This is a genomic window from Variovorax glacialis (genome assembly GCF_051216375.1).
In the GTDB taxonomy this organism is placed as follows: Bacteria; Pseudomonadota; Gammaproteobacteria; order Burkholderiales; family Burkholderiaceae_C; genus Variovorax.
This window is the reverse complement of record NZ_JBPJZT010000007.1, coordinates 291,384-305,914: the sequence shown is the minus strand read 5'-3', so window position 1 is coordinate 305,914 and position 14,531 is coordinate 291,384. Positions and strand designations below refer to the sequence as shown.

Sequence of the window (14,531 nt, the reverse complement as noted above, 5' to 3'; positions counted from 1 at the left end):
CGGGCGCCGCCGGGCGCTCAGTCCGCCGGCTTGATCAGCCCGAGGATGCGGGCGCGTAGGACGACCTGCTTGCGGGTGCCGGCGTCCAGCTTGGCGAAAAGGTTCTTCACGTGCCATTTGATGGTGGTCTCGCCCACCTGCATGGCCCGGCCGATTTCCTTGTTCGACAGATTGCGCGCCAGCAGTTCCAGCACCTCGCGCTCCTTGGGCGTGAGCACCGTCCCGTGCGACGCGATGCCGGGCTCGGTGTCCGGCAACTCCGGCTCCCTTTCCGGCACGGGGGCGAACACTTCTCGCCGGGCGCCGCCTGCGACGACCCTGCGCATCCACGCACCGAGGTCCGGATGGGCATCGTCGAACACGCGCCGAAGGCCGAAGGTCTCCGCCAGGTCCACGGCTTCGCGCAGGCGGGCCTGTGATTCCTCGCCGCACTGGTCGAGCGCGAAGGCGTGCAGGCCGAGCAGCTCGATGTGCAGACGGCCCAGCTTGAGCGCCCGGGCCTGGTCGTCGGCGCGCGCCAGGGTCGTCAGCGCGCCGCGCCAGTCCTTTCGGGCGATGGCCGCATAGCCGTGCGCGACCTCCCGCAGGACGTCCACACCCTGGCGCCAGAGCCGTCCCTGGGGCAATCCATCCTCGCGCAGCATCGCGTCGATCCGCTCGCAGAGGTCGCTGCAACTGCGCGCGCGGTAGCGGCCGGCGTGCAATCGCACCTGCTCCACGAGGCTCGCGATGCGCAGGCGCGGCAGATCCCGGGCCGTACCGGCGGCATCGAGCGCGCCGAGCAGTTCGAGGGCGCGGTGCTCGGCGCCCTCCGCCGCCGCGATCCGCGCCATGGTCCGGTAGGCGAACAGCAAGGACTCCGGAAGGCCGCTTCGTTCGAGGATGTCGAGCCGATCGGCCAGCAGGGCCGCCGCGTCGTGGGGGCGATCGCGTTCCCAGGCGGCCGCGGCGAGCAGCGCGGCCAGCATGCAGCTGAAGCGGTTGCGTCGGCCCAGGTCCGCGTCCGCGCTCGCGACCGCCGGCCGCAGCAGGTTGTCGGCCAGCAGGGCCTGCCCCTCCCAGATGTAGCTGAGCCCGACGATGAACTCGCCCCAGCGGCGCGTGTACCCGACGTCGCGGCCGAAGTCGCCGCGCGGTGCCTGCTGTTCGCGCAGGCGCGCCAGGGCGGGCTCGCCTTCGAGCAGCGCACGGTAGGCCGTCCGGTTGGCATGCACCTGCAGGAGCATCGGATCGTGCAATGGGGCCCGTTCCGCCCATGGGTCGTGGAGCTCCGCGAAGAGGTCCGGATCGTCCGCGAACACCGCCGCGCCGCCGAGGATCAGCGCGCATTCGCAACGCAGCGCCTCGCTGACTTCGGGCTGGGCCAGGGTGCGCGCAACCAGGCGCCCTGCTTCTTCGTGTCGCTCGCTGACCCCCAGGGTCCATGCGGCGGCGAGCATGAGCCTCGGGCGGCTGTCCAGTTCCGCGGCGGGAAGCTGCGCGAGCCATTCGAGCACCGCGCCCTGCCGGCCGTGCCGCATGATGGACTCGTAGAGGCTGCGCTCGGCCAGCCCATAGGCTTTCTGGTGCTCGCCGGCGGCCAGCGCATGCCGGGCCGCGTATTCGAGCAAGCCATGCTCGGCGAGCCACTCGGCGGCGCGCGCATGCGCCTGGTTCTGCTCTGTCGCGGGCAGGCCTGAGAAAAGCTTGCGGAGCACATCGCGCGCGAGGGTGTGCATGCGCAACCAGTCGCCCCGCTCGGCCGCGGCAAAAACCGGCGTGTCGCGGCTCAGGCGCGCCAGCCGCTCGGTCGCGTCCTCGCAGGCCGTGACGGCGCCACACAGATCCGGATGCAGGTGGTCCAGGATGGCGATGCGGATGAGGAAGTCGCTGTCGCCGGGGTCGAGGTTGGCCAGCAGCAGCTTGACGAACCGGTCGTGTAACTCGCCGTCGAACGCCGCCATGCTCGCCAGGTCGGCACGCGCGTCGACACCGCGCGAGACGATCGTCATGGCGAGTTGCAGGCCGAGCGGCCAACCCTCCGTCAACTCGTGAAGACGCGCAGCCGTGTCGTTGTCGACGCGAACGCCCGGCCGGCCTCGCACGAGTTCCAGCGTCTCGTCGAGCCGGAACTGGAGCTCCGCCGGCCCAACCACGACGCATTGCCCGTAGGCGATGAGGTCGTCGATGTCCAGCCGGCCATCGGGCCGCGCCGCGACGATCACGCGCAGGTTGGGCGGTGCGTTGCGCAACAGGTAGACCAGGGCCTCGCGCGACGCGGGCGGCAGGCGCTCGGCCTCGTCGACGATGAGCACCACATCCAGCGCCGCCTGCGCCAGTTCGGCGAGCCAGACGGTGATCCCTTCGAGACCGCCCGGCCCCACGGCTTCGAGAAAGGTGTGGCCGAAGGTGGAACGCCCCGCGCCGCGCCGGACAGCGAGGGCCAGGCCCTGCGCCAGCCGCTGCGGGTCGTCCTGCGGCTGGGCCGACAGCCAGGCGACGACAGCGCCGCGGGACAGATGCTCGAGCCGCCACTGCGCCAGCAAGGACGTCTTGCCGAAGCCGGCCGGTGCCTGGACCAGGATCGCCGGCAGATCGCGCAGCCCGGCCTCGCTCGAAAGCAGGCGCGCACGGGAAACGAGATGGCGGGGAACCCTTGGCGGCGAGATCTTGAGCAGCAAGTCGTTGTCGACTTCGCCGGCACCATGCGTCACGACACGTTCCCCCTTGGAATGCGCAGAGGGGCCGGTTCGCGCAACCCGGCCCACTGCGGTCGGCGGATTCTAGCTTTGCCCACCGTCATCGAAGACCACGTGAACCTGGCTCTCGCGGCTCACCACGAAATGCGCGACCATGACGTCGCCGGTGGCCATCGGCGTCGCGTGCATCTGGAACCAGCGCAGCTCGCTGGGCGAATGGCACGGATATTCGCAGCTGAACACCGGGCGATGGCCCTTCATCACGCCGTCGAGGCCGTGGAACACGCGCAGGGCCGTCCCGTCAGCCGAGGCGCTGCGGCGACAGACCTCCAGGTAGTTGACGCCAGGGCCGATCGTCTCCGCGCCGGGATTGCCATTCCGTTCGGCGAACTCGGTCCATGCGCGGTTCACGAAGCGGATCACGCCATGCCGGTCGACGATCGCGACGTTCCCGGCCAGCGCGTCGATCACGTCCTGCAGGGTCTTGTGCGTGGCACGGCTCAGCAACCTTGGCAGGGCGAGTGTGTCGTCGAGTCCGGTGTACTTGGGGCCCTGCTCCTGCCCGTCGCCCGCTTGCACCGGCCCGCCGTCCGCAACGACGCGCGGAACCAGGACGTCCACCTCGGTCCCGCTTCCGGGCGCACTGCGAATGCGCAGGGTGCCGCCGTACGCACGCAAGCGCTCCTGGATGCCCAGGATCCCGAACGATTCGGCCTTCCTCGGCTCGGCGGCGATCATGCCCCGGCCGTTGTCGCTGATGCGAAGCGAGATGGCGCCGTCCGGCGCGAGGCCCAGCGCGATGCGCACCTCGCTCGCTGCGGAATGCTTGGCCACGTTGTTGAGCGCCTCCTGCGCGATGCGATACAGGCAGAGGGCCACGGCCGGCGTTTCCATCAGTTCGTCGGACAGTTCTTCCGATGCGTCGATCTCGCAGGCCATTCCGTTCTGCTGGCTGAACTGGCCCACGAGGGCTTCGAGGGACGGCAGCAGCCCCAGGTCTTCCAGCATGGCCGGGCGCAGATCGTTGACGATGCGGCGCGTCGACACGACCGCCTGTTCGGCCAGGCCGTCGACACCGGCCACGAGCGGAAGCAGCTTCGGCGCATCGGGCCCGAAACGCTCGCTGATGGCGCGCAGGTCCATGCGGATGGCCGCCAACGTCTGCTGGAGGTCGTCGTGGAGTTCGCGCGCAATGCGCCCGCGTTCCTCTTCCTGGACCTGGTCACGCGAGGCGATGAGCTGTTGCAGGGCGACGTGGGACGACTTGAGATCCGCCTGCACCTCCCGGAGGCCGGTGACGTCGCGCGCGGTCACGACCGCACCGACGATCACGCTCTCGGTCGAACGGATGGGCGCGTAGCTGAAGCTGCCCACCCACTTTTCATCCGTGTCCTTGCGCCGCATCCGGTATTCGACATTTGTCGCTGTTTCGCCGCGCAGGGCCTTCGAGACGGCCCATTGTCCAAGCGGCACCGGCTCGCCGCACGGCGTCGACACGTCGAGGACTTTCGGATATTCCGCAAGCTTCCGCTCGCAGGCCGCCTTGCCGGCAAACCGGTGAAAGGACGCGAAGGCATCGTTGATCTCGATGAAGCGGCCCTCGCTGTCGCAGATGGCAACCGCGTCGGTCATGCTCGAGAGGGCCGCCTGCAACGTCGATGCGCTGGTCCGCACGACCTCCTCGGCCAGCTTGCGTTCGGTCTCGTCACGCAGGATCACCGTGTACAACGGGCGGCCGGCAACGGCGGTGTGCGAGATCGACGCTTCGACGGGGAAGGACTCGCCATCGGTGCGCAAGGCCGTGACATCCCTCCGCAGTCCCATCGGGCGCGCGCTCATCTGGGCGTGATGTTCCCAGAACCATGAAGGGATGAAACGGCTCAGCGGCGTGCCGATCAGGGCATCCGGCGCGCAGCGCAGCATCTCCGCCGCGGCCGGGTTGGCCTGCACGATGGCCTGCTGCTCGTTGATGGTCAGGATGGCATCGACGGCCGAATCGAAGATGCCGCGCAGCCGGGCTTCGCTCAGCGCCTGCGCATCGAGCATCCGGTTGAGCTGGCGCGCGACCGACCTGATTTCGGGCGGCCCCGCGACCTGGGCGCGTATGGCCGCATTGCCGGCCGCGATCCCGTCGGCCGTCTCCCTCAGGTGCGCGATGGGATTGGCGATGTCGGCACTCATCCACCACGCCAGGGCCAGCGCAAGAAAGCACAGCACCAGGCCGACGACGATCGTTCGGCGGACCGAGGCGTTGTACCTTGCGAGCACATCGGCCTGCGGAAAACTTGCCGCCACGCGCCAGTCGATGTCAGGCAGGGTCAGGAAGGCGACCAGCCTGGGCACGCCATCCCGCCCCTTCACTGCGAAATAGCCTTCGCGCGCGCCCATCGCGGGATCCGCATCGTCGTCCAAAGGACGCGAGCCGATGAGCACGCCGGGGTTCGCCGAGCGGAGGAGCACGGTCCTCGAACGATCCAGCACCGTGACGACGGCATTCTTCGGAATCCCGACGATCAGTTGCTCGTTGAGCCTCAACAGATCGAGCGTGGCCACCAGCAGGCCCGTCTGCGCCGTGCCGTCGCCGCGGATGGGATAGGCCAGCGCGGCCACTTTCCCTCCCGTGCGTTCGTCCACGAACATGTCGCTGGCCGTGAACTTGCCGGCCGCAAGGGCCGCCTGGAGCCAGCTCGCGTCCGCGGCGATCGACGGCGGGTTCGAATTCAGCGCGTACTGGCAGACGACCTTGCCCCGTGCATCGTGGACCGTAAAGCCGACCACTGCCGGACCGAGGAGCATGAATTCCGGGAGTTGCGGGTCGCAGCGGCCCGGGTCCAGTGCCCCGACCAAGGGCCGTGCGGACATTCGCTCAAGCACGGGTTCGACAAGGTCCAGGAAGCGCTGCAGATCCGCAGCCGTCCCGGTGGCCAGGATCCGGACCTTTTCGTCCGCCGCGGCGCGGGCCTGCCGGACGTCCGTGACAAGCACCCACGCCAGAAGTGCCGCGACCGGAAGCAGGACACCCACCATCAGCAGCACGAGCCGGGTGCGGATCGACAGGTTCTCGAGCCATGCTGCCATGGGAGCCCTCGCGCTATTCGGGGCCCGGACGGACCGCGCCTTCGCCGCGGCCGGCCGACCCCAACGGACATCAGGAATCGAACTGCGCGCCATTCTCCACCTTGGCCCGCCCGTCAGGCCGTGTTCCGACAGAAGGGCTTGAGCAAACGCATTTCGTGGTTGCCGAATCCGGGGCAATATCCGATTCGTCCCAAGGATTCGCACGAGGTGCGGCAGTGAGAGTGTTGCTGGTCGATGACTCCGTTTCCATCCACCGGAGCTTCGGTGCGCTGCTGTCGAGCGCCCCGGGCGTGGAAGTCGTCGGCTACGCGGACGATCTGGCGACGGCGCTGGCTTCCATCGCTTCGACGCAACCGGATCTCATCGTCCTGGATGCCAGGTTGCGCGGCACGGATCGAGGGCTGCTCGTGCTGCGCCACGTCGCGCAGCACCACCCCCACATCAAGGTCGTCGTCTTTTCACAGTTCGGCTGGGCATCGATGCGACAGAGCTACCTCGATGCCGGCGCTATCGCCTACTTCGATAAGGGCCTCGAAATCCAGCAGGCGCGCGACTTCATCGCAGAGATCGCGAGCGCGCACGACACCGGAAGCTAGGCCACGCCGCACAAAGCCTGGCGCGGCCGTTTTCCGGCACCGGGCAGCGAACTGCAATGCAGCTTCGCGGGTGCGCGCGTACCCTGGGCGAATTGCTGCAACGCAGCGAGATCGAGGATTTCGACGGTGCGCTGCTCCACATTCACAAGGTGCAGGTCGGCCAGTGCCGTGAATGAACGGCTGATGGTCTCGTGGGCCACGCCCAGGTAGCTTCCGATGTCGCGGCGAGTCATCTGCAGGCGCAGGTGTCGCGCGGGCTGCCCGCCGGTCGAGGTCTGCTGCGAGATATGGATCAGGAACCTCGCCAGCCGGACTTCCGCCGCCACCGCGGCCATCATGTCGGCCAGTTGCGTGAGATCGATCATCGCGTTGCTCACCGCGCGCATCACCCCCCGACCGAAGGCCGGATGGCTCTCGGACAGCGCAAAGAAGTCCGCCAGCGCAATGGCAAAGACGCTCGCTTCCTCCAGGGCCACCGCGGCGACGAGATGGCATTCGCCGGCCAGGGCGTCGCACCCCAGCAGGTTCCCACGGTGTACGAATCCGACGACCTGCTCGTAACCATCCTCCGCCGTGTGAAAGGCCTTGAACGATCCCGTGCGCACGACGTAGATGGAAGCGGCCGGGGCGCCCTCGAAGAACAAGGTCTCGCCGGCTTGCAGACGCCGCATGTTCAGCGGCATGCCGGGCGCTCGGTCACCCTGACCGAGCGGTACGCCAATGAGATCGAACATCTCCTTCATGCCGGTGTGCTCGCGCGGCTCGACGGCAGCAAGCCGGATGACCCGGTTGGCACTGAAAAGGGGCTGCGAGTCCTGCAAGGGGATGGCGCTCATCGGGATGCTCCTTGGGCCGCGATGGGATGCCGGCGGCGGACGAAGAATGCACCGCGCCTTGCGACTCGGCCATCGGCCACCTGCCCTGCGGAGGGGCGGATTCTTCCTAACGACAGCGGATTCTTCTTACCAACGATTCGGAATATTCCTAACGTCCAACGACGGATCGAGCCCGGCGACAACCCCAGATCTGGGGGTTGCTTTTTGTCGGAAGACGGCTGATAACAGTCAGTGATGCCAAACCCCGCGCTCCGCGTGCTCCTGGTCGACGACCACGCGATCGTCCGGCAGGGCCTGATGCGCCTGCTGGATGCGGAGGCCAACGATTGGGCGCTCACCGAAGCCGTGACCGCCTTCCAGGCGCTCGATCTGCTTCGCGAGAACGAATACGACCTCGCGCTCGTCGACCTGACCATGCCGGGCATGACCGGGCTGGAACTGGTCCATCGCATCAAGACCGAGTTCGCCAGCGTGCGGGTGCTGGTCCTGAGCATGCATGCGGAGGAGCAATACGCGTTGAGGGCATTCAAGGCCGGTGCGGATGGCTATGTCACCAAGGACGCGGCCGCAACCGAACTCATCGGTGCGGTGCACCGGGTCGCCGCAGGTGGCGCCTACGTGACCGCGAGCCTTGCCGAGCGCGTGGTGCGCCAGGTTAACAAGAGTGCCGAAGCGCCGCGCCACTCGCTGCTGACCGACCGCGAATTCGAGGTGCTCCGACGCATCGCCACCGGCCAGCGCCTGACCGAGATCGGCGATGCGCTGCACCTGTCGGTGAAGACCGTGAGCACGCACAAGACACGGATCCAGGAAAAGCTCGAGATCTCGAGCACGGCCGAGCTGATCCGCTACGCACTCGAAAACGACATCGGCTGATCGGCGGCGGCCTGGAGCGCCAGGCGCATCGCGCGATTGATGAATATCAACCCGCACCGGCCGTCCGGGGCGCCAAATCGCCAGGCAGTCACGACACCCTTTTCGTGCTCACTTTTCTTCAACGCAACTGCAGGAGAGCTGACATGGACAAGCGATCTTTCTTGGCAGGAGGGCTCCTGGCCATGCTCACCGCGGCGTGTACCACCACCTCCACCACCGGCGGCGATCCGGCGGCCAAGCGCAGCAGCATCGACGCGTCGGTCGACAGCGCTCTGTCCAGGCTCTACGCACAGGCGCCCGGTTCGCGCGAGATGACGGGCAAGGCCAAGGGCGTGCTGGTGTTCCCCTCGGTGCTCTCGGCCGGCCTGGGCGTGGGCGGCTCCTATGGCCAGGGCGCGCTGCGCGTCGGCGGCAAGACCGACGGCTACTACAGCACGACCGCGGCATCGGTCGGCCTGCTGGCCGGTGCGGACTCCAAGGCCGTCTTCGTGCTCTTCATGACCCAGGAGTCGCTGGACAAGTTTCGCGCGAGCCGGGGCTGGACCGCAGGCGTCGATGCCTCGGTGACCATGCTGAAGGTCGGCGCATCGGCAGCCATCGACACGCAGACCGCGCAGCAGCCCGTCGTAGGCTACGCACTGAGCAATGCCGGCCTGATGGCCAACCTCAGCCTCGACGGCACCAAGGTCAACAAGCTCGAACTCTGACCGCCGATTTCCCGTCGGCGCAGGCGGCGGACAGTCACGTTCGATCCGGCTGAAAACCTTCCGTTTTGCATCGCCTTGCGATACGGAATACCTGCACGTCCTCCTCTTCTCATCGATTTTGTGTATCTTATTGCGATACACTATCGGTCGTGATCAAGACCTTTCAACACAAGGGCTTGCAGGCCCTGTTTGAGAGAGGAACGCAAGCCGGAATCACGCCTTCACATGTCGCGCGGCTGAAGCGAATCCTGTCGCGCTTGAACGAAGCGTCGAATCCACAGGCGATGAACGTGCCCGGCTGGGGGCTGCATCGCTTAAAGGGCAATCAGGCCGCGCGATGGGCCGTCACGGTCAACGGCAACTGGCGTTTGACATTTGAATTCGAGGGTAGCGACGCGATCCTGGTCGACTATCTGGACTACCACTGAAAGCAGGAAGCCAAGATGACTCGCATGTTTGATCCGCCCCATCCCGGGCTGACTCTGCGCGACGATGTATTGCCGGCACTTGGAGTGGGAGTCGGCGAGGCCGCCAGGCAACTCGGGGTGTCGCGCGTTGCCTTTTCGCGCGTGGTCAACGGACACGCGGCGATATCGCCCGAACTGGCGTTGCGCCTGGAAGCGTGGCTAGGGGTCGACCGGGGAGGCGACGCTGCGGTATGGCTGGCCGAGCAAAGCGCGTACGACCTGTGGCAAGCGGAGCAAACCCTGAAGGACAAGCCCGCGCCCATCGGTGCCCCATCGGAAGTCGCGATCCTCGCAGAAGCCATCGAGGACAAGGCTCCCGGTCAGGACGAGGACACGACCGCCTCGGACTCCTTCCTCCCGTACAGCATGCGCGCGACGGTTGCGAGGTACGCAGCCGAAGACGGCGTCGACGAAAGAGTCTGGATCGTCGGCGCCGTCAATCAGCAGATCGGATGGCGGCGCCACGAGGCAGGTTCGAGCGAAATGGCCACGGAGCCGACTGCTTCCGCCGTCGCTTCGGCATCCGCTCCGGCGAAGCCGCCAGCAACACCGAAAAAGGCAAAAGGGAAGGCGTCGAAAGTCGGAACCAGACGTGCGCTCCCCACGCCCAAGCCGGGGCGTCGCGACCGTTAGCCTGCCTGCGAACGACACAAGGGCGGCCGAAACAACCTCGTCAGCGCTCAATCGAAAACGATCACCCCCCGCGCATTGCGCCCCTGCGCCAGGTCCTCGAAGGCCTGTGGCGCCTCGTCGATGCGATAGCGGTGCGTGATCAACTCGTCGAGCTTGAGCTTGCCCGCCTGGTACAGCGCCAGCAGCCTCGGAAAATCGTGCCGCGGGCGCGTCGAGCCGTAGTAGCTGCCCTTGATGCCCTTCTCTTCCAGCGCAAAGCTGGCGGTCTTGAGGGTGGTCGTGTTCGTCGGTCCCGCCAGTCCCACCACGATGGCCGTGCCGCCCTTGCGCAGGCACGCATAGGCCTGCGCGACGATCTCGCCGTGGCCGACGCATTCGAAGGCATAGTCGGCGCCGCCACCGGTGAGCTTGCGCAGTTCCTTCACGACGTTCTCCGACTTCGATGCGTCGATCACGTGCGTGGCGCCGAAGACCTTGGCGAGTTCCAGCTTGCTGGCCAGCATGTCGACGGCGACGATCATGGTGGCGCCCGCGATCTGGCAGCCCTGCAGCGTGCTCAGGCCGACGCCGCCGGCGCCGAACACGACGCAGATCGCGCCCGGCTCGACCTTTGCGGTGTTGCAGGCCGCGCCCCAGCCCGTCATGACGCCGCAGCCGACCAGCGCGCAGCGGTCCAGCGGCACGTCGGGCGTGACCTTGACCACGTTGTTCTCGTGCAGGGTCGCGTACTCGGCCATCACGCCGCAGCCGCCCATCACGTTGAGCGGCTGGCCGTTCGCGTCGCGGGTGCGGGGCTGGGCGCCGGGCAGGGTGTAGGGCGTGGTGTTGCCCTGGTCGCAGAGGTTGGGCTTGCCGCTCGTGCAATAACGGCAGCGACCGCAGGTGTTGACGAAGCTGCTGATGACGTGGTCGCCGACCTTCAGGTCGGTGACGCCCTCGCCCACCTGGCACACGACGCCCGCGCCTTCGTGGCCGAGGATGACGGGCGCGGGCAGCGGCAGTGTGCCGTTGGTCACCGACAGGTCGCTGTGGCAGACGCCGCAGGCGCCGACCTTGATCATGACCTCGTGCGGGCCGGGCGGGTCGACCAGGATGTCCTCGACATGGACGGTCACGCCGTCGGCGCGGAAGACGACGGCTTTGGAGCGCATTTGCATGGTTTGAATCTCTCGGTTTTCAGGAAGGGATGGGACGGCCTCAGCCGACCATGGTCTGCGTCGTCGTGAATTCAAGCAAGCCCTCGACGCCGTTCTCGACGCCGACGCCCGACTGCTTGCGGCCCGCGAAGGGCGACAGCGGGTCCAGCAGGTGCACGCTGTTGATCCACACCGTGCCGACTTCCAGGCGCGCACCGATGGCACGGGCCTGCGCGATGTCGTTCGACCAGACGGAGCCGCCGAGGCCGAACTCGGAGTCGTTGGCGCGGCGCACGACCTCGTCGACGTCCGAGAAGCGCAGCAGCGGCACGATGGGGCCGAAGGGCTCCTGGACCACGATCCGCGCATCGTCGGGCGGGTTGTCCACCACGGTCGGGGGAATGAAGTAGCCGGGTCCTTCAGGCACCTCGCCGCCGGCAAGGAAACGGTGGCCGGCCGCACGCGTCGCCGCGATGAGTTCTTTCACGCGTTCGTACTGCGGGCGGTTCTGCACCGGCCCGAGCATCACGCCTTCCTGCGTCCCAGGCCCCATCGGCGTTGCCTTCGCCGCCGCCGCGAAGGCCTGCGCGAACGCGTCGTAGATGGCATCGTGCACATAGATGCGCTTGGCCGCGATGCACACCTGCCCCGAGTTGAGAAAAGCGCCCATGAAGAGCTTGCGCGCCGTCTTCACGACGTCGACATCGGGCATGACGATCGCTGCGTCGTTGCCGCCCAGTTCCAGCGTGAGGTGCTTGAGCGTGGGCGCGGCGGAGGCCATCACGCGGCGGCCGGTGGCGGTAGAGCCGGTGAAGGCCACCTTCGCGACACCAGGATGCGCGGTCATCCAGGGCCCCAGCGCATCGCCGCCGCAGAGCACGTTGAAAACGCCTGCCGGGAACAGGTCGGCCGCGAGCTCGCCCATCCGCAGCGTTGCCAACGGCGTGAACGGCGACGGCTTGAGGACCACCGTATTGCCCGCGAGCAGCGCCGGTGCGAGCTTCCACACCGCGAGCGTGAGCGGGAAGTTCCAGGGCGCGATGGCCGCGACGACGCCGAGCGGCACACGGCGGGTCGACCAGCTCACGCCGGCAGGGTCGGTGCGCTCTGCAACGGGCAGCGCCATCTTCGCGACGCTGCGCAGCCAGTGCACGCAGCCCAGCACCTCGGCCTTGGCGAGCGCGAGCGGCCTGCCCTGCTCGCGCGTCAGCAGCAGCGCAAGCTCGTCGGCGTGTTCCTTGATGCGACCGCCCAGCGCTTCGAGGCGCTCGCGTCGTTGTTCGATGGGCTCCGCGCGCCAGGCTTCGAAGGCCGCGGATGCGGCTCGAACGGTGGCGTCGAGCAGTTCGTGGCTGCAGTCGGGCACGTGGGCGATCGTCTCCTCGGTCGCGGGGTCCAGCACCGGCAGGGTCGCGGGCAGGTCGAGGAGCTGGCCATTGGAAAGTGGCCTGAAAGTCGATGTCATGTTTTCCTTGGTTCTCTCTGATGCAATTCTTCAGGGCCCTGGCAAGGCCGTGGCGCCCTAGGGTTCGACGACGTTGAACATCGCGTCGAACTCTTCCAGCATGCGCAGCAGCCGCAGCACGCTGCCGGCATCGCCGTCGACCTCGATCCGCCCTTCCGCCACCAGTCGCTCGAAGGCTGCTGGCATGCCGGCGCTGTCCGATTGCAACGCGGCCAGCGCGGCGCGCTTCAGGCTCACCCGTGCCGTCGCCCCGTTCCGCACGGTGCCGGGCAGGTAGGTCATGGTCGCGTTTTCGAGGCGCATCGCCCAGCACTCGCCGGTCTCGGGGTTCGCCCATTCGATGCTCATCTCCACGCCTTCGGCCTGTTCGGCATCGAGGCGCACGGCCATGTGGTCCAGCAGCAGCTCGATGGGCAGCACCGACACCAGGTCGCGGCTCACGTTGCGGCGGCGCACCTTCGGCACGCCGTGGCGCAGCTCCTGCGCACCCAGCAGGAAGGCATTGCGCCAGGTGGCGGACTCGGCCGCGAAGCCGAGTTGCTCCAGCGCATCGGCGCACAGCGCGCGCGCCTCGACGTTGTCCGGCTGCGCGAAGACCAGGTGGTTCGTGACCTCGGCCACCCAGCGGTACTCGCCGTGTTCGAAGTCATTGCGCGCCCGCGCCAGCAGCGCCTTCGCGCCGCCCATGTACTCGACGTAGAGCGGGCCCGATTGCTCGGGCGGCAACGCATGCAGGTGCGCCGGGTTGCCGTCGTACCAGCCCAGGTAGTGCTGCACGATCGACTTCACGTTGTGCGAGACCGTGCCGTAGAAGCCATGGTTGGCCCAGGGCGCGGCGAGCGCGGCCGGCAGCTTCATCGCCTCAGCCACCTCGATGCCGGTGAGCCCGCGGTTCATCAGGCGCACGCTCTGGTCGTGCAGGTGCTTGTAGAGGTCGCGCTGATGGCGCAGGTAGGCACGGATCTTCTCGTTGCCCCAGGTCGGCCAGTTGTGCTGGGCGAAGACGACGTCGGCGGTCGGTGCATAGCGGTCCAGCGCCTGGTCCAGGTAGCGCGACCACACCCTTGCATCGCGCACCTGTGCGCCCCGCAAGGGGCAGAGGTTGTGCATCGCCTGCGTGCCGATCTCCGCCGTGTTGAGCGCGCGCAGACCGGGGAAATGCATGAACATCTCCGAGGGCGCCTCGCTCTCGAGCGCGAGGTGGAAGACGATCTCCACGCCGTCGAGCGTGTGCGTCTCGGTCTCGCGCTCGATGGTCCGCGTCGGCGGGATGAGCGTCGTCGTGCCCATCGGCACGGCCTTGCCCATGCCGCAGTCGACCTGGCCGCAGGCATTGCGCGGCAGCATCACGCCGAACTGGAACATCGCGCGGCGGCCCATGGCATTGCCCGCCAGCACGTTCTCCGAGACCGTGTGCCACATGAAGCCCCGCGGCGCGACGATGGGCACGCGCCGCGCGATCGCGTCGGCCTCGTCGAGCACGCCGCGCGCGCCGCCGAAGTGGTCGGCGTGGCTGTGGGTGTAGATCAGCCCGGTCACGGGCCGGTCCCCGCGGTGCGCGCGATAGAGCCTGAGCGCGGCCTCGGCCGTCTCCGACACGGTCAGCGGATCGATCACGATCACGCCGGTGTCGCCCTCGATGAAGCTGATGTTCGAGACATCGAACCCGCGCACCTGGTAGACGCGCTCCGTCACCTTGAAGAGGCCGTGCACATTGTTCAGCCGCGCGTGCTTCCACAGGTTCGGATGCACCGTCGATGCGGGTTCGTCCTGCTCCAGGAAGCGGTAGTCGCGCAGGCTCCACACCACGCGGCCGCGCCCGTCGACGATGTGCGCGTCCGGCAGCGTGGCAATGAAGCCGCGGTGGGCGTTCTCGAAATTCTCTTCGGCGTCCGGAAGCGGGACCACCGGGTCGGTGATGTTCATGGATGGATCTATTGCTGCGCGAGTCGCCTTCGTTGGCTTGCAGTGAAACAGCCTCTCGCAGTGCAGCATCCACCCGGATCGGGGGGGCGGGGAAACCCCGCTGCTCCAACGGCCCCTTCCACCCATGACGGGT

At 67.7% G+C, this 14,531-nt stretch carries 10 protein-coding genes and 1 pseudogene; 5 read left to right on the top strand and 6 right to left on the bottom strand.

Going from position 1 to position 14,531, the window contains the following annotated elements; genetic code table 11:
* Positions 1 to 17: 17 nt before the first annotated feature.
* Together ACSFBL_RS20465 and ACSFBL_RS20460 are read right to left on the bottom strand one after the other, a co-directional pair.
* The gene (locus ACSFBL_RS20465) at positions 18 to 2,693 is read right to left on the bottom strand and encodes a winged helix-turn-helix domain-containing protein (RefSeq protein WP_435517647.1); all 2,676 of its coding nucleotides are present in this window, start codon (positions 2,691 to 2,693) and stop codon (positions 18 to 20) included.
* 69 nt (positions 2,694 to 2,762) lie between these two features.
* Positions 2,763 to 5,756, bottom strand: a complete 2,994-nt coding sequence (locus ACSFBL_RS20460) for a PAS domain-containing protein (protein WP_435517646.1) — start codon at positions 5,754 to 5,756, stop codon at positions 2,763 to 2,765.
* A 215-nt stretch (positions 5,757 to 5,971) separates the two neighbouring features.
* On the opposite strand from ACSFBL_RS20460, the gene ACSFBL_RS20455 reads away from it, so the two are divergent.
* Entirely contained in the window at positions 5,972 to 6,352 is a 381-nt protein-coding gene (locus ACSFBL_RS20455; RefSeq protein ID WP_435517645.1) for a response regulator, read from the top strand.
* Here ACSFBL_RS20455 and ACSFBL_RS20450 read toward each other — a convergent pair.
* Positions 6,349 to 7,188 carry a Crp/Fnr family transcriptional regulator gene (locus ACSFBL_RS20450; protein WP_435517644.1) on the bottom strand — a complete coding sequence of 280 codons (840 nt, stop codon included), beginning with the start codon at positions 7,186 to 7,188 and terminating at the stop codon, positions 6,349 to 6,351. The two genes, ACSFBL_RS20455 and ACSFBL_RS20450, sit on opposite strands and share 4 nt — an antisense overlap.
* Before the next feature lie 234 nt (positions 7,189 to 7,422).
* Between ACSFBL_RS20450 and ACSFBL_RS20445 the strand changes: the two genes are divergently transcribed.
* The 4 genes and pseudogenes from ACSFBL_RS20445 to ACSFBL_RS20430 all read left to right on the top strand — a co-directional run.
* Entirely contained in the window at positions 7,423 to 8,064 is a 642-nt protein-coding gene (locus ACSFBL_RS20445; RefSeq protein WP_435517643.1) for a response regulator, read from the top strand.
* 143 nt (positions 8,065 to 8,207) lie between these two features.
* Positions 8,208 to 8,771, top strand: a complete 564-nt coding sequence (locus ACSFBL_RS20440) for a BPSL1445 family SYLF domain-containing lipoprotein (protein ID WP_435517642.1) — start codon at positions 8,208 to 8,210, stop codon at positions 8,769 to 8,771.
* Positions 8,772 to 8,920: 149 nt separating this feature from the next.
* The gene (locus tag ACSFBL_RS20435) at positions 8,921 to 9,199 is read left to right on the top strand and encodes a type II toxin-antitoxin system RelE/ParE family toxin (protein WP_435517641.1); all 279 of its coding nucleotides are present in this window, start codon (positions 8,921 to 8,923) and stop codon (positions 9,197 to 9,199) included.
* Positions 9,200 to 9,214: 15 nt separating this feature from the next.
* A pseudogene (locus tag ACSFBL_RS20430) lies at positions 9,215 to 9,469 on the top strand (HigA family addiction module antitoxin); the annotation flags it as partial.
* 449 nt (positions 9,470 to 9,918) lie between these two features.
* Here ACSFBL_RS20430 and ACSFBL_RS20425 read toward each other — a convergent pair.
* The 3 genes from ACSFBL_RS20425 to ACSFBL_RS20415 are packed head-to-tail and all read right to left on the bottom strand — an operon-like array spanning position 9,919 to position 14,398.
* Positions 9,919 to 11,028 carry a Zn-dependent alcohol dehydrogenase gene (locus ACSFBL_RS20425; RefSeq protein WP_435517640.1) on the bottom strand — a complete coding sequence of 370 codons (1,110 nt, stop codon included), beginning with the start codon at positions 11,026 to 11,028 and terminating at the stop codon, positions 9,919 to 9,921.
* Positions 11,029 to 11,068: 40 nt separating this feature from the next.
* On the bottom strand, positions 11,069 to 12,472 hold the full coding sequence (locus ACSFBL_RS20420) for an aldehyde dehydrogenase family protein (protein WP_435517639.1): 1,404 nt from the start codon (positions 12,470 to 12,472) through the stop codon (positions 11,069 to 11,071).
* 57 nt (positions 12,473 to 12,529) lie between these two features.
* On the bottom strand, positions 12,530 to 14,398 hold the full coding sequence (locus tag ACSFBL_RS20415; protein WP_435517638.1) for an alkyl/aryl-sulfatase: 1,869 nt from the start codon (positions 14,396 to 14,398) through the stop codon (positions 12,530 to 12,532).
* Positions 14,399 to 14,531: the final 133 nt, after the last annotated feature.

What these genes read in the sequence shown, in the direction of transcription:
- ACSFBL_RS20460 (WP_435517646.1), bottom strand. Translation starts at nt 5,756, where the DNA reads ATGGCAGCATGGCTCGAGAACCTGTCGATCCGCACCCGGCTCGTGCTG.
- ACSFBL_RS20450 (WP_435517644.1), bottom strand. Translation starts at nt 7,188, where the DNA reads ATGAGCGCCATCCCCTTGCAGGACTCGCAGCCCCTTTTCAGTGCCAAC.
- ACSFBL_RS20445 (WP_435517643.1), top strand. Translation starts at nt 7,423, where the DNA reads ATGCCAAACCCCGCGCTCCGCGTGCTCCTGGTCGACGACCACGCGATC.
- ACSFBL_RS20440 (WP_435517642.1), top strand. Translation starts at nt 8,208, where the DNA reads ATGGACAAGCGATCTTTCTTGGCAGGAGGGCTCCTGGCCATGCTCACC.
- ACSFBL_RS20425 (WP_435517640.1), bottom strand. Translation starts at nt 11,028, where the DNA reads ATGCAAATGCGCTCCAAAGCCGTCGTCTTCCGCGCCGACGGCGTGACC.
- ACSFBL_RS20420 (WP_435517639.1), bottom strand. Translation starts at nt 12,472, where the DNA reads ATGACATCGACTTTCAGGCCACTTTCCAATGGCCAGCTCCTCGACCTG.
- ACSFBL_RS20415 (WP_435517638.1), bottom strand. Translation starts at nt 14,398, where the DNA reads ATGAACATCACCGACCCGGTGGTCCCGCTTCCGGACGCCGAAGAGAAT.